This is a genomic window from Pseudomonas sp. 67(2021) (assembly GCF_017491835.1).
GTDB classification, from domain to species: domain Bacteria; phylum Pseudomonadota; class Gammaproteobacteria; order Pseudomonadales; family Pseudomonadaceae; genus Aquipseudomonas; species Aquipseudomonas atacamensis.
The window spans coordinates 399,890-415,097 of sequence record NZ_JAFGYL010000002.1; the positions used below are offsets into that span (position 1 = coordinate 399,890).

General features: G+C 60.3%; 11 protein-coding genes and 4 tRNA genes. 2 read left to right on the forward strand and 13 right to left on the reverse strand.

Annotated features, from left to right (window positions below; all coding sequences use genetic code 11):
- Positions 1-71 precede the first annotated feature (71 nt).
- Complete coding sequence (locus tag J5M66_RS05490) at positions 72-1,763, forward strand: molecular chaperone HscC (RefSeq protein WP_207807349.1); 1,692 nt, start codon at positions 72-74, stop codon at positions 1,761-1,763.
- Here the strand turns inward: J5M66_RS05490 and J5M66_RS05495 are convergent.
- The 13 genes from J5M66_RS05495 to uvrB all read right to left on the reverse strand — a co-directional run bounded on the left by J5M66_RS05495 (position 1,760) and on the right by uvrB (position 13,506).
- Positions 1,760-4,450: a DUF805 domain-containing protein gene (locus tag J5M66_RS05495; protein WP_207807350.1), complete on the reverse strand. Its 2,691-nt coding sequence runs from the start codon at positions 4,448-4,450 to the stop codon at positions 1,760-1,762. The genes J5M66_RS05490 and J5M66_RS05495 overlap by 4 nt on opposite strands.
- Positions 4,447-5,142, reverse strand: a complete 696-nt coding sequence (locus J5M66_RS05500) for a DUF1266 domain-containing protein (protein WP_207807351.1) — start codon at positions 5,140-5,142, stop codon at positions 4,447-4,449. Before J5M66_RS05500 ends, J5M66_RS05495 begins: the two co-directional genes overlap by 4 nt.
- A 188-nt stretch (positions 5,143-5,330) precedes the next feature.
- Positions 5,331-5,777: an Hsp20 family protein gene (locus J5M66_RS05505; RefSeq protein WP_016773925.1), complete on the reverse strand. Its 447-nt coding sequence runs from the start codon at positions 5,775-5,777 to the stop codon at positions 5,331-5,333.
- Between the two features lie 119 nt (positions 5,778-5,896).
- Entirely contained in the window at positions 5,897-6,856 is a 960-nt protein-coding gene (locus J5M66_RS05510; protein WP_016773924.1) for a tRNA-dihydrouridine synthase, read from the reverse strand.
- A 175-nt stretch (positions 6,857-7,031) separates the two neighbouring features.
- On the reverse strand, positions 7,032-7,475 hold the full coding sequence (locus J5M66_RS05515) for a thioesterase family protein (RefSeq protein WP_150635759.1): 444 nt from the start codon (positions 7,473-7,475) through the stop codon (positions 7,032-7,034).
- 46 nt (positions 7,476-7,521) lie between these two features.
- Positions 7,522-8,355 carry an alpha/beta fold hydrolase gene (locus J5M66_RS05520; protein WP_016773922.1) on the reverse strand — a complete coding sequence of 278 codons (834 nt, stop codon included), beginning with the start codon at positions 8,353-8,355 and terminating at the stop codon, positions 7,522-7,524.
- Positions 8,356-8,385: 30 nt separating this feature from the next.
- Entirely contained in the window at positions 8,386-8,925 is a 540-nt protein-coding gene (locus tag J5M66_RS05525) for a TetR/AcrR family transcriptional regulator (RefSeq protein ID WP_016773921.1), read from the reverse strand.
- A 182-nt stretch (positions 8,926-9,107) separates the two neighbouring features.
- Positions 9,108-9,183 (reverse strand) — tRNA-Glu (locus tag J5M66_RS05530).
- 80 nt (positions 9,184-9,263) lie between these two features.
- Positions 9,264-9,339, reverse strand: a tRNA-Ala gene (locus tag J5M66_RS05535).
- Between the two features lie 53 nt (positions 9,340-9,392).
- Positions 9,393-9,468 (reverse strand) — tRNA-Glu (locus tag J5M66_RS05540).
- Positions 9,469-9,547: 79 nt separating this feature from the next.
- Positions 9,548-9,623 (reverse strand) — tRNA-Ala (locus J5M66_RS05545).
- Between the two features lie 188 nt (positions 9,624-9,811).
- On the reverse strand, positions 9,812-11,293 hold the full coding sequence (gene gltX / locus J5M66_RS05550; RefSeq protein ID WP_207807352.1) for a glutamate--tRNA ligase: 1,482 nt from the start codon (positions 11,291-11,293) through the stop codon (positions 9,812-9,814).
- A 197-nt stretch (positions 11,294-11,490) separates the two neighbouring features.
- Positions 11,491-13,506, reverse strand: a complete 2,016-nt coding sequence (uvrB, locus tag J5M66_RS05555; RefSeq protein WP_024012378.1) for an excinuclease ABC subunit UvrB — start codon at positions 13,504-13,506, stop codon at positions 11,491-11,493.
- Positions 13,507-13,843: 337 nt separating this feature from the next.
- On the opposite strand from uvrB, the gene J5M66_RS05560 reads away from it, so the two are divergent.
- Complete coding sequence (locus J5M66_RS05560; protein WP_016773918.1) at positions 13,844-15,040, forward strand: amino acid aminotransferase; 1,197 nt, start codon at positions 13,844-13,846, stop codon at positions 15,038-15,040.
- Positions 15,041-15,208 lie beyond the last annotated feature (168 nt).

Consider the following 15,208-nt stretch of genomic DNA (forward strand, 5'->3'; position numbering starts at 1 on the left):
ACAGAGCAACGATTGCCACGGTTTGCGTCAGCCTGTAGGGTCGCGTTTTTTGCGCCGCTTCGAGATCAACCATGCAGGATGCATCCCTTCCCCGCCCGGCCCTGCTGGGCATCGACCTTGGCACCACCAACAGCCTGATCGCCGTCTGGCGTGAAGGCCGCGCCGAACTGATCCGCAACGCCCTCGGCGATGTGCTGACACCGTCGGTGGTCAGCCTTGATGAAGACGACACGATTCTGGTCGGCAAAGCCGCCCGCGCCCGCCTGACCACGCACCCGGAACGCACTGCCGCCGCGTTCAAGCGCTTCATGGGCAGCGACAGGCAAATCCAGCTCGGCTCTCGCCAGTTCAGCCCGCAAGAGTTGTCGGCGCTGGTACTTGGCTCACTCAAGCAGGACGCGGAAGCCTTTCTCGGCCAGGCGGTCACAGAAGCGGTCATTTCCGTACCGGCATATTTCAGTGACGAGCAGCGCAAGCGCACCTTGTTCGCCGCCGAACTGGCCGGGCTGTCCGTGACGCGCCTGATCAATGAACCGACCGCTGCCGCCATGGCGTACGGCCTGCACGAACAGAAGTTCGAACGCACGCTGATATTCGATCTCGGCGGCGGCACGTTCGACGTCACCGTGCTCGAATACGCATTGCCGCTGATCGAAGTGCACGCCTCCACTGGTGACAACTTTCTTGGCGGCGAAGACTTCACCGCCGCCCTGTTGCAGGCCTGCCTGAAACACTGGCAACTCACCCCCTCAACGATCGATGCACAAGCCATGGCCAGCCTCGGTGATGCGCTCGAACAGCTGAAATGCAAACTCGGCGAAGGCGCGCAGCACTTGAGCTGGCGGTATGCCGAGCAGACATTCGAATGGGAACTGGATGAGGCCGCTGCGGTGAAAATCTGGGAGCCGTTGCTGGCCCGCTTGCGCGCACCAATCGAACAGGCTCTGCGCGATGCCCGACTGAAACCGCGCGACCTCGACAGCCTGGTGCTGGTCGGTGGCGCCACGCGCATGCCGGCGGTACAGCAAATGGTCGCCACGTTGTTTGGACGCCTGCCTTATCGGCATCTTGATCCGGACACCATCGTGGCTCTGGGCGCAGCGACGCAGGCGGCATGCAAGGCGCGGGACGGTGCGGTCGAGGAATTGATTCTGACCGATGTCTGTCCGTATACGCTGGGGATTTCGACCAATCGTGGCGAAGGCGTCAGTGGCGCGTTCTCGCCGATCATCGAACGTAACACGGTGATTCCAACGTCACGGGTGCAGCGTTACTCGACGACGTTTGCGCAACAGACTGAAATCCGTGTCGCGGTGTATCAAGGGGAACGCCCGTGGGTACGCGACAATATTTTCATCGATTCTTTCGACATCCAGTTCACCCCTAGTGAGCAGCTGCAGAGCCTCGATGTGCGTTTCAGTTATGACATCAACGGCCTGCTGGAAGTAGACGTCACGCTTCTGGAAACCGGCGAACGTTACGGCCACAGCATCGACCGCAGCCCGACCGGACTGGATGAACAGGCGCGCAGAGACAGCCATGCCCGGCTCGCGACGCTCAAAGTCCACCCTCGCGACGCCCTGCCCAACCGCACCCTGCTCGCACGCCTGGAGCGAGCATGGATGCAAACTCTGGGCGACGAGCGTGCGCGCATTGCCGAGTGGATGGACACCTTCAACACCGTGCTTGCCGGCCAGCAAGCCAGCGAAATCGCCAGCCACCGCTCAGCGCTGAATGATGCGCTGGATCAGATGCGTCTTTAACCGTTCAGTTGCCGTAAAGCAGCCTGCAACCCGCCGGACAACATATCTGCCCCACTGTCCGGCGGCACGCCATAGCGGTTAGGCAGTTTGTCTCCCGGAAAGCCGAACAACACCAGCGGCAGGAATGGCAGAAACGGCGACAATCCAAGAAATATCAGCAGTGTCGGTATGCCCCGGCCCATATCGTGCAACCGCCGTAGAACTGCCGCGAACAACAGCAGCACGCCAAGCAAAAAGATGACCAACCCGCCAATCGTCGTGCCCGTTATCAGCCCCGCTATTGGGGTTACCACTACGCATCCCAGGACCTGAGCGATAAAAGCCTTGCGCCCCAGCCGTGATCCGAGGCGCCAGAAAGCTTTCGCTGGTACTGGCTGGACATCACTGTTGGCTAACAGCAACCGCTCCGACCACGACAGCAACGCGCACAGTGCCAAGCGCAAACCGACGCTGTTCTGCACGTCATCCTTACCCTGCTGCAGTTGCCGCAACACTCGCGTTTTCGGCACACCGGCAGCGCCGTAGCGAATCAAGCTGTTGAGCGCATCCAGCGCCTCATAGGCCAATAGTTTGTCGACACCGAAATCCGTCAACACCTTGCGCGGTGGCCACACCGGTTCGCCCTTGATCAGACCGTCGCGAAAGCCTTCGAACCAGTCATCCTCGCAACTGACCGCTTCAATCGACCGCAACAACGCCCGGTGCTGCTCGGCGCTCAGGCCTGGATCGTGGTAGAGCACGCCCCAGAACATCAACAAGCCCAGCAGATCATCGCCGCACGCCGCACGGTCACTTTCGACGCAGGTGTAAAGCAGGGTATTGGCGGGCAGCCTGGCGCTGTCGAGAGCCTGCTCGACACTGAACAACTGTTGCACCAGCAAACCGTGCACAGGATCGTCACCCTGCAGCCAGCCCAGCAAACCGGCGCCATTGCCCTGCTCACGCAGCAAGCGCCGCAATAGCGGCTGCAGTCGGCTCAAAGGATGCGCAGGATTGAACGGCAAACGCTCCAGACACTGCGCATCAATCAATTGCAACCAGCGCTCGGGTTGTTCCAGCAATGCCAGAAAAAACACGGTTTGAGCGTGCCAATCCCAGATGGCCGCTCCCAACCCGATCGGCGGCAAACCTGTCGCGCGCCGACTCAACTGGAGCATAAGATCAAGCTCCGAGAGGTCATTGCCGTCTTTGACCGCACTCAGCTCGAACGCGTCGGCGATGCGTGCAAGCGCCGTGTCGCTATAGGGCCGCAAGCGCTGCAACCACAGACGACAAACCTTGTGCAGCGCACCTTCGGACAACGCGAGCGGCAATTGCGGTGAACGTGTTTGCGAGTCAGTGAAAGCGCTCATGGCCTGCGCAATAGGCGCCTTGGCCAGCCAATGCAGATGTTGCCTGGCCTGATACTTCAGGCCGCTCAAAACCAGGCATTCCAGCGCGTCCACCGGCAGCGGTTCGTCGACAATCTGCTGCAACAAGGCCGAATCACCACGATGCAGCGCCCAGGCGTGCCGGTACAGACGCAGCAAACGGCTGTCGTGGTTTTCGCCGATCAACTGCGCGAGCAATGGCAACTCGTCGCCCGCCATGCGCCAATCAACAAAGCTTTGCGCCAGTGCATCAAGCTTGAGCCGTCCGACACCCAACCAACGGGTCAAGGTCTCGGGCCGTTGTGACGGACTGCCATACACTTGGCACTCAGCACCCAGTTCGTCCGGCCAAACGGCGCAGTCCTCCAGACGATCGAACGCCTGAATCAGCAACGGCAGAAAGGTCGGCTGACGCTTGGCACACAGCTCCAGCAAGCGACTCTCTGCCGCGGGATGGCGATGTTCGCTCCAGAGCCGAATCCAGCATGGAAACGCTTGATCGTCGTGCCCCAACAGACTGTACTGACACGCCAGCAGGTACAGCCAGTCGACGTTATCCGGCGCGGCATCGTGCTGTTCGGCACAGCACTGCAGGAACGTCGGCGCGCCCATCCCCGCTTGGGTGAACTGCACCAGCAACCGCTTGAGGTACGCGGCATCGTTGGGCAACGGCAAGCACGTATGCCGACTGGCGAACTCGGCGAACTCGTGAAGCGGACGCTGAGTAAAGATGAAATCGAGGCTACGGGCATACCACAGCGACTCGGTCTGTGCCGGCTCTGACCAGGCGCTCATCAGATCCGTGTCGAACGGGTCGGGCGTCTTGATGCGCTGCAAAAAGCTTTCTACCGCTTGCGCATCGTCGAATGCCAGATCGAGCAATTGCTGGTCCCAGGCCATGCGTTGCGCCAACAGATTCGCACAACGGTAGGACAACGGACCGGCGCCGGACAGTCGGTGGTACAAGCCCCAGTTGAGGTCATCGAAAACCTCCAGTGACAAGGCATCCAGCGTCCGGACAAATGCCTGCCATGCCGAGTAGTTGAAGCGTCGCGCGGGATCATCCAGCAGCGCACAGAAATCCAGGAAAGCTTGAGGCGCCCGAACGACATCGGCTTGTGCAGCGTCGATCTCGTCTCCAGCCTCTTCCTCCTCTTCACGGGCCAGACGCAGGGCACTCTCGTAGGCCATGCGTAGCGCTTGAAAACCTTCCGGATCGGTTTCCGGATGGTGCGCCGGCAAACGGGCGCGATAGGCGCTGCGAATCAGGGTTTCGTCAGTAGTCGGTTCAATGCCCAGTCGAATCCAGCAACTCATGACCAGTCGAACTCCCCAAGCGATGCCGGACGAGAGGGCGGATCAATATCCATGTGCCATGGCAGATCGGCGAGAAAGTGTGGAATGTTTTGCGCAAGGCCTCGGGCAATCCTGGTGTTGAAAGCGCTGGTGCCCTCACGACTCATCTCGACCGCCAGTTCACCATCGCTTTTGCTCATGCAGTACCAAAAAGTTCGTCCCACCAGAAAGCCGTTGAAATAAGCCATCCAGCTGCCGTAATGAAACTGCGCCCTCAACGCCAGACGACTGTGCAACCAGTTGCTCTCGTCCAGACCGATCCATTGATTACGCACGGCGCAGCGCAACAGAAAGCCCATCCGGCCGTAATCCCAGGACAAGATGCCGCCGGGACCACAGCTGCCGAAGGTACGGCTGGCAAATTCATGCAGGACGCGCTCGCGCGGGCTCAGCTCATTGAGCAACGACTGCCATTCACTGGGCAGGCATCGCTGCCACGCCAGATAGGCCGCACTGAGGTGTTTGGCATGGCCGTCGTCGGTCATCCATCCGAGCATGTCGAACAACTGTTGCCGATCATCGATACCCCAACTTTCCTTGAGGTTGATGTAACGATCGTTGCAGAACGCCGGGTCGTCATACCCGGCGCCGGTGTTGAGCGCGGCCATTGGTGCGGACAACGCGCACAGCCAGCGCTGTTGAATCTCGTCCATGAAAAAAGGCTCCAGGCCGACCGCTGGGAAATGGGGGCCGGCAAAACTGCGCCGATTGTAAAGAGCCCCGCCGACAGCGGCAAACCCTGCATCGCTTTGACTGCGCGCACAAAAAAGGCCCCGACGTATCGGGGCCTTTCGTTCAGCGGCTTATCGCCGGTTCGGGCGATTGTGTGTCAGCACATGAATCAATGCTGCAACGCCGGCTGCTGCGCTCCATTGATCGGGATGCGCTTGGCTTTCGCTTCTTCCGGGATCACACGGAGCAGGTCGATGCTCAGCAGGCCGTTGCGCAGGGCAGCGTCCTTGATCTCGATGTGATCGGCCAGACGGAACGACAGCTTGAAGGCTCGCTGGGCGATGCCTTGATGCAAGAACGTGACGCTCTCGTCAGTGTCACGCTTGCCGCCACTGATGGTCAGCACACCCTTCTCGACTTGCAGGTCCAGGTCTTCTTCCTGGAAACCGGCGGCCGCAACGACGATACGGTATTGGTCATCACCGTGTTTTTCGACGTTGTAAGGTGGGTAGCTGCTGCCTGGCTCGTTGCGCAGGGCGGTTTCGAACAGGTCGTTGAAACGGTCGAAACCGACCGAGGAACGGAACAGTGGCGCGAGAGAAAATGCAGTACTCATGATTCAAATCTCCTGAAAACAATCAGCAAGGTTTTGTGTCTCCGCGACCCGAATTCGGCATCGCGTAACCCTTAGATAGGGACCACTGTTTTGATTTCAAGAGATTATTTTGAGATTTTTTATGCGGCCTCGACGAGCGGCAATCCGAGCAAACGCGAGACTTGATCCGGCTCGGTTTCACGGCGCAGAACGGTGAAAAGCTCGGCGGCTTCCGGGTAGTTCCGTGTCAGCATGGCCAGCCATTGCTTGAGGCGACCGGGCGATTGCCGGGCGGTCATTTGCGCCTTGGCCTGCAGCCAGAAGTCCTGAATCAGCGGCATCAGCTCGGCCCAGGTCATCTCGACGACCTCTTCGCCAGCGCGCGCCGCAGCGATCTGCCGAGCGAGATCCGGGCGGGAGACCAGACCCCGACCGAGCATGATGTCTTCGACACCACTGATTTCGCGGCAACGGCGCCAGTCTTCGACGCTCCAGATGTCGCCGTTGGCGAACACCGGCACCTTGACCACGTCCTGCACGCGCGGGATCCACTCCCAATGTGCCGGCGGTTTGTAGCCGTCCATTTTCGTCCGCGCATGCACGACGATGTGCTCTGCCCCGCCTTCGGCCAGCGCCGTGGCGCAGACCAGCGAGCCGTCAGGACTGTCGAAACCCAGGCGCATTTTCGCGGTGACCGGGATGTGCGCCGGTACGGCGCGACGGACATGCTCGACGATCTGATTGAGCAGCTCCGGCTCCTTCAGCAGCACGGCGCCGCCGCGGGATTTGTTGACGGTCTTGGCCGGGCAGCCGAAGTTGAGGTCGATCACTTCCGAGCCCAGCTCGCAGGCCAGCGCGGCGTTTTCCGCCAGGCAAACCGGATCGGAACCGAGCAACTGCACGCGCAGCGGCACGCCGGACGCGGTGCGAGCACCGTTGAGCAGCTCGGGGCCGAACTTGTGGAAGTACGCCGGAGTTAGCAACTGGTCGTTGACCCGAATGAATTCGGTCACGCACCAGTCGATGCCGCCAACGCGGGTCAGCACGTCGCGCAGGATGTCGTCGACCAACCCTTCCATGGGCGCCAGAGCAATTTGCATGGGGAAACACTACTTGAAGAAAAAACGTGCGGCAGTTTACTGGATATCGCACAAATCCGCAGAACAACACATATCTCTGTGGGAGCGAGCCTGCTCGCGAAGACGGTCTGTCAGTTCATGCATGCGTGACTGACCTGACGCTTTCGCGAGCAGGCTCGCTCCCACAGGGTGAGATTTACATTGCCTCTGCGATCTGGATCGCCGGGCCATAGCCTTCGATAAATTCCGCCGGCATACGCTTGGGCTTGCCGGTCGACAGCTCGATGCAGACAAATGTGGTCTGCGCGCGCAGCAGGGTGGCGTCGTCACTGGGGCGTTTGAGCTGGAAATGCCGGGTCATTTTCAGGCGCTGATCCCAGTCGACGATCCAGGTCGCCAGTTGCAGTTCATCGCCTTCGTAGGCCGCGGCCAGGTAATCGATTTCGTGACGGACAACTGCCATCGCCCGATCCAGCCGCCGGTATTCGACCAGATCCAGGCCGAGGCGCTGCGAATGGCGCCAGGCGCAGCGCTCGAGCCAGGTCACGTAAACGGCGTTGTTGGCGTGCCCGAGCCCGTCGATGTCTTCGGCGCCTACTTGCAGATCAATGGTAAACGGCGTTGCCCGATCCCAGCCCATGCCCCACTCCCGGTCAAAGTATTCAACCGGGGCAGTGTAACGGAGCTCAGGCTGATTGGCGCGCCTGAAGGCTGCGACCGGCAAGCAGTGATAACACACCATCAATCACTCGAGGGTCGGCCAGCACGCGTTGATGGCCGCCGCTTTCCAGGCGCAGCAGGCGGCTGTCGAACCAGGCTTCGTGAATCAATTGCGATTCTTTGACCGAGACGAAGTTGTCGTCCTCGGCGTGCACGATCAGGCCGGGCATATCCAGTTGATAGTGGGCCACGTCCAGCGTTGCGGCGCGCATGCCGACGTCCTGCTCGACCTGACGAATAAACGCCGAACGCGCGCGCGGCGGCATGCCCACCATTCGCGCGAAACCGCGCAGCACGCCGAGAATCCGCGACGGTGCGGCGATGCTGACCAGAGTTTCGGTGCGCAGACCCAATTGCACGGCGAGCATCGCGCTGGCGCCGCCCATGGAATGCCCGATAACCGCTTGCAGCGGCGGCAATTCGGCAGCGGCTTCGAGCATGGCGCGGGCGAACAGCACTACATTGGCTTCTCGCCCAGGGGAGCGACCGTGGGCCGGGCCATCGAGCGCGACGACGGTATAACCGGCATCGACCAGCGCATTGATCAGCGAGGCGAATTGCGTTGGCCGCCCTTCCCAACCATGCATCAGCAACACCGTAGGGCCTTGACCCCAGCGCAGCGCCGACAGGCCGAAGCGCAACGTGATGCGTTCGGAGCTGGCCAACAGCGGCAGCTCCCAATCGCGCAGCGGTAGCGCGCGGGGCGTCATGAACGCCAGACGCATTTTGCTTGCCACCAGTTTCGGTGCAAACCAGCCCAAGGTACCGTTAACGCCACGAACCCACTTCAACGCGTTCATCGCACTCTCCTCAGGCTTGTTGCCTTCAGGTCAACGCACCGCCGACTTGGCGGCGCGCAGCAATCGATCGGATAACTCTCCCGGACCCAGCGCTCTGGCCAAGGCCAGACCACCAACCATCAACGCGACATCGGCCAAAGCCTTGTCGGTGTCTTCAGGGCTGGCCGCCAGTTGCGCGACCATCAGCTCCAGATGCTCGTTCAGCGCGATGCGGAACGACTCCGGCAAACGCCCCAATTCGCCAATCGAGGCCGGAATCGGACATGCGGCTTCGCTGGAATCCCGATGTTTGCGCGACAGGTAGAACGCAGCGACCAAAGCGCGACGCTCTTCGCCGGTCAGATCGGCGTCCATGTCGGCAATCAGGTCGCGACGCCGGCCCAGCAGTTGCTTGAACGCTTCGAGCATCATCGCGTCCTTGCTTTCGAAGTGTGCGTAGAAGCCGCCGACGGTCAGGCCGGCTGCGCCCATCACTTCGCCCACGCTCGGGTCAGCCGGGCCGCGCTGAATCAGTGCGGCGCTGGCAGCCTTGAGGATGCGCTCGCGGGTTTGAGCTTTTTTATCGTTCATCGTTGCCTCCGAATATTACGACTAGAATATTATTCGCATAATAATATTCCGCAAGTCATGAATATGACCGCTGGTCTGAAGCACAGTGTAAGGAAAAAGGAGAGTTGGCCAAACGCCAGACAAACAAAAGGGCCATTCAATAATTGAATGACCCTTATAAAATCCCGCAGAGCGGGTAATCGTGGCGTCCCCTAGGGGACTCGAACCCCTGTTACCGCCGTGAAAGGGCGGTGTCCTAGGCCACTAGACGAAGGGGACACAAACCCTTCTATACAACTGATCAGTGCTGAGAGCTGATCGATTCAAGGCCGGTGTGGCCAGACCTTGAACTGTAAAATTGGTGGAGCTAAGCGGGATCGAACCGCTGACCTCCTGCATGCCATGCAGGCGCTCTCCCAGCTGAGCTATAGCCCCGGATTTTTCGCCTCGCGGCGGAGTGATCTCTTGCAACATCACTTCTGTAAAACTGGCGTCCCCTAGGGGACTCGAACCCCTGTTACCGCCGTGAAAGGGCGGTGTCCTAGGCCACTAGACGAAGGGGACGCAAACCCTTCCATACAACTGATCAACGCTGAGTGTTGATCGCTTCAAGGCCGGTGTGGCCAGACCTCGAAGTGTAAATTGGTGGAGCTAGACGGGATCGAACCGTCGACCTCTTGCATGCCATGCAAGCGCTCTCCCAGCTGAGCTATAGCCCCTCATCGCTGAGGACGGGGCGAATCTTAAGGGCGTATCGAAAGCCTGTCAAACTTATTTTTGAAAAATTTCAAAATTTTTTGCCGGGATAACAATCACTTACCGCCCTCCCCCGTAAATTCGGGAGAAACGCCGAAGGCAGGATCAAAAGATCGCAGCCTTCGGCAGTCCTGCAAAGAAGCAAAAGCAATCAGGCGATGGCGCCCAAGAGCTTTTCCCACTCCTTGTTTTCTTTCTTCGACACGCCGCCCAGCAGGTCAATCGCCTGGCGCAAGCGGAAACGGGTGAGATCCGGGCCGAGGATTTCCATCGCATCGAGTACCGACACCGAACTCGCCTGCCCGGTGATCGCAGCAAACATCAGCGGCATCGCGTCGCGCAGTTTCAGCTCCAGAGATTCGACCACCGCCTGAATCGTCGCGGTGATGCTGTCCTTCTCCCACTGCCGCAGGCTTTCCAGTTTCCACAGGATCAACTGCATCAACTGGCGAACCTGATCGCCGGAGAGTTTTTTCGACTCAAACAGCTTGGCATCCGGATTCACGCCGCCAGCAAAGAAGAACCCCGCCAGCGGTGCGACCTGGCTGAACGTTTCAACCCGGCCCTGCACGTGCGGCGCGATCTTCATCATGTAGTCGGAGTTGAACGCCCACTTCTGCACGCGGGCGGCAAACTCTTCCACCGGCAGATCGCGCAGCCACTGGCCGTTGAGCCACGACAACTTCTCGATATCGAAGATCGGCCCGCCGAGGGAAACGCGCTTGAGGTCGAAGTTGTCGACCATTTCCTGCAGCGAGAACTTCTCGCGCTCGTCCGGCATCGACCAGCCCATGCGCCCGAGGTAGTTGAGCATCGCTTCCGGCATGAAGCCCATGCGCTCGTAGAACGTCACCGAGGTCGGGTTCTTGCGCTTGGACAGCTTGCTCTTGTCCGGATTACGCAGCAGCGGCATGTAGCACAGCTCTGGTTGTTCCCAGCCGAAGTATTCGTAGAGCAAGATCAGTTTCGGTGCCGATGGCAGCCACTCTTCGCCACGCAGCACGTGGGTGATGCCCATCAGGTGATCGTCGACGACGTTGGCGAGGAAGTACGTCGGCAGGCCGTCGGTCTTCATCAGCACTTGCATGTCCATGCGATCCCACGGGATCTCGACGTCGCCACGCAGCATGTCCGGCACTACGCAAACGCCTTCGCTCGGCACCTTCATACGAACCACGTGCGGTTCGCCAGCAGCCAGGCGCGCGGCGACTTCTTCCTTCGACAGCAACAGTGCGCGGCCGTCGTAACGTGGAGTTTCGCCGCGAGCCATTTGCTCGGCGCGCATCTGATCGAGTTCTTCAGCAGTGCAGAAGCACGGGAACGCATGGCCCATGTCGACCAGTTGCTGGCAGTACTTCTGATAGATGTCGCCGCGCTCGCTCTGCCGATAAGGGCCGTGCGGGCCGCCGACATCCGGGCCTTCGCTCCAGTCGATGCCGAGCCAGCGCAGGGCGTCGAAGATCTGCTGTTCGGACTCGCGGGTCGAACGCAACTGATCGGTGTCTTCAATGCGCAGGATGAACTCACCGCCGTGCTGCTTGGCAAAGCAGTAGTTGAACAATGCGATGTAAGCGGTACCTACGTGGGGGTCCCCGGTAGGCGATGGCGCGATGCGAGTGCGGACGGTGGTCATGGCTTGTCTCGAAAAAATGAAGAGCAGAACAATCAAGCGGCGAATGGTAACAGGCGACACCCGCCCGGCTCCAGCGGGCAGGGTATTTAAGCCAGATGCCCTAAGCCCTTCAGATGGTGTGAAGGCCATTCGCGAGCAGGCTCGCTCCCACAGGGATACCCAATGATCGTTCCCACGCTCTGCGTGGGAACGATCCCTTATACCGTAAGCAATCGTTCGCGCAGTTTGGCAATCTCGTCACGCATCTGCGCCGCCGCTTCAAACTCCAGATCCCGCGCCAGTTGGTACATCTTCTCTTCCAGCGCGCGGATGCGTTTGGTGATTTCGCTTGGCGAGCGCAGCTCGGCTTCGTACTTGGCGTTCTCTTCGGCGGCCTTGGCCATGCCTTTGCGCTTCTTGCTGCGCGAACCCGGCACGGTGGCGCCTTCCATGATATCGGCGACGTCCTTGATCACACCTTTCGGGGTAATGCCGTTCTCAAGGTTGAAGGCGATCTGCTTCTCGCGACGGCGCTCGGTCTCACCAATCGCCCGCTCCATCGAACCGGTCATGCGATCAGCGTAGAGAATCGCCCGGCCATTGAGGTTACGCGCCGCGCGACCGATGGTCTGGATCAGCGAGCGCTCGGAACGCAGGAAGCCTTCCTTGTCGGCATCGAGAATCGCCACCAGCGACACTTCCGGCATGTCGAGGCCTTCACGCAGCAGGTTGATCCCGACCAGCACATCGAACACGCCGAGGCGCAAATCGCGGATGATCTCGACGCGCTCGACGGTGTCGATGTCCGAGTGCAGATAGCGCACGCGCACGCCGTGGTCGGCGAGGTAATCGGTCAGGTCTTCGGCCATGCGCTTGGTCAGCGTGGTGACCAGCACACGTTCTTCGATCGCCACACGCTTGGTGATTTCCGAGAGCAAGTCATCGACCTGGGTCAGCGCCGGCCGCACCTCAACCTGCGGGTCGACCAGGCCAGTCGGCCGCACCACCTGCTCAACCACGCGCCCGGCGTGCTCGGCTTCGTAGTTGCCGGGCGTTGCCGAGACGAAAATGGTCTGCGGGCTGACCCCTTCCCACTCGTCGAAACGCATGGGCCGGTTGTCCAGCGCCGAAGGCAAGCGGAAGCCGTACTCAACGAGGGTTTCCTTGCGTGAGCGGTCGCCCTTATACATCGCGCCGACCTGCGGCACGCTGACGTGGGATTCGTCGATCACCAGCAAGGCGTCGGCCGGCAGATAGTCGTAAAGGGTGGGTGGCGCCGCGCCGGCCGGACGCCCGGACAGGTAGCGCGAGTAGTTTTCGATGCCGTTGCAATAGCCCAGTTCGAGGATCATCTCCAGGTCGAAACGGGTGCGCTGTTCCAGACGCTGGGCTTCCACCAGTTTGTTGTTGCTGCGCAGGTATTCGAGGCGCTCCTGCAATTCGACCTTGATGCCTTCGATGGCGTCGAGCAGGGTTTCCCGAGGCGTCACGTAGTGACTTTTCGGGTAGAAAGTGAAGCGCGGCATCTTGCGGATGACTTCGCCGGTCAGTGGGTCGAAGGCAGAAATGCTCTCGACCTCGTCATCGAACAGCTCGATGCGGATCGCTTCGAGGTCGGATTCCGCCGGGAAGATATCGATCACATCACCGCGCACGCGGAACGTCGCCCGGGCGAAATCCATGTCGTTGCGGGTGTATTGCAGGTCGGCCAGGCGCCGCAGCAGCGCACGCTGATCAAGCTTGTCGCCGCGATCAACGTGCAAGACCATTTTCAGATAGGTTTCCGGGCTGCCCAGACCATAGATGCATGAGACCGTGGTGACAATGATCGCGTCCTTGCGCTCGAGCAACGCTTTGGTTGCGGACAGGCGCATCTGCTCGATGTGGTCGTTGATCGAGGCGTCCTTCTCGATGAAGGTGTCGGACGACGGCACATACGCTTCGGGCTGGTAGTAGTCGTAGTAGGAAACGAAGTATTCAACGGCGTTGTTCGGGAAGAACGCCTTGAACTCCCCGTACAACTGCGCGGCCAGGGTCTTGTTCGGCGCCAGTACGAGCGTCGGCCGCTGGACCTGGGAGATGACGTTGGCAATGCTGAAGGTCTTGCCCGAACCGGTCACACCGAGCAGTGTCTGGTGCGCCAGCCCGGCGTCAATGCCCTCAACCAACTGGCGAATGGCTTCCGGCTGATCGCCGGCAGGCTCGAAGCGGGTGACTAGCTGGAATTCCGACATACACACCTCTGGAATCGCGGCGTTCCGCGTCAGGCGGAGCACCACGAGGACGACCGCAAACGACCGATGTCGCGCAAGAAAAAACCTGGATTGTGCTGAATGTGGTGGCGATTGCCTGACCTTTCAAGGCAAACGTCCTACATCCGGTAAAGAGTCTGACAAAGTCAATCGACTAACGGTCAAGAAATAATCGGAAAAACTTACCCTAAAAGCCGATTCGCCTGTCGCCATTGCGCGGTGATGGCCTCTATACTAGCTCCCCGTTTGTGCACCGCTCTAGTGCATTCGGCTGGAGCGCGACACGTCCCTCCACTCTCCATTCAGAGCCGCCGTAATAATGAGCCTGTTCTCCGCTGTCGAAATGGCACCCCGCGATCCAATCCTGGGCCTCAACGAAGCATTCAACGCCGATACCCGGACCACCAAGGTCAACCTGGGCGTGGGCGTGTACTGCAACGAAGAGGGGCGAATTCCACTGCTGCGCGCGGTGATCGAAGCCGAGACGATTCGCGTCGCGCAACACGCTTCGCGCGGTTACCTGCCGATCGATGGCATCGCTGCCTACGACCAGGCCGTGCAGAAACTGCTGTTCGGCAACGACTCGCCGCTGATCAGTGCCGGTCGCGTCATCACCACTCAGGCCGTCGGCGGGACCGGCGCACTGAAAATCGGTGCCGACTTCCTCAAGCAACTGCTGCCGAACGCCGTCGTGGCGATCAGCGACCCGAGCTGGGAAAACCACCGCGCGCTGTTCGAAACCGCTGGTTTCCCGGTGCAGAACTACCGTTACTACGACGCTGCCACCCATGACGTGAACCGTGCCGGCATGCTCGACGACCTCAACGCCCTGCCGAACGGCTCGATCGTTGTCCTGCATGCTTGCTGCCACAACCCGACCGGCGTCGACCTGACCCCGGCGGACTGGAACAAGGTGCTGGAAGTGGTCAAGGCCAAAGGTCACGTGCCGTTCCTCGACATGGCTTACCAGGGTTTCGGCGACGGCATCGACGAAGACGCCGCCGCTGTGCGCCTGTTCGCCGAATCCGGCCTGACCTTTTTCGTCTCGAGCTCGTTCTCCAAGTCGTTCTCGCTGTACGGCGAACGCGTTGGCGCACTGTCGATCATCAGCGAATCGAAAGAAGAAAGCGCGCGCGTGCTGTCGCAGGTCAAGCGCGTGATCCGCACCAACTACTCCAACCCGCCGACCCACGGCGCCAGCATCGTTGCTGCGGTGCTGAACAGCCCGGAACTGCGCGCGCAGTGGGAAGCCGAACTGGCCGAGATGCGTCTGCGTATTCGCGGCATGCGCGAGCAGATGGTTGCCCTGCTGGCGGAAAAAGCGCCGGGCCGCGATTTCAGCTTCGTCGGTCGTCAGCGCGGCATGTTCTCCTACTCCGGCCTGACCACTGAACAAGTGCATCGCCTGCGCAACGAGTTCGGCATCTACGCCCTGGACACCGGCCGCATTTGCGTGGCCGCGCTGAACCAGAGCAACATCAAGGCTGTGACGGACGCGATCGTTCAGGTCATCTGATTTCGGCCAGTGATGAAAAACGGGAAGCCTTTTGGGCTTCCCGTTTTTATTTGTCTCTGGAAACGCCTCGCAACCTCTAGACTGCACACAATTCAAAGTGTAGGAGCTGACGAGTGCAACCAGGCTGCGATCTTTTGATCTTGTTTCTAAGATCAAAAGATCGCAGCG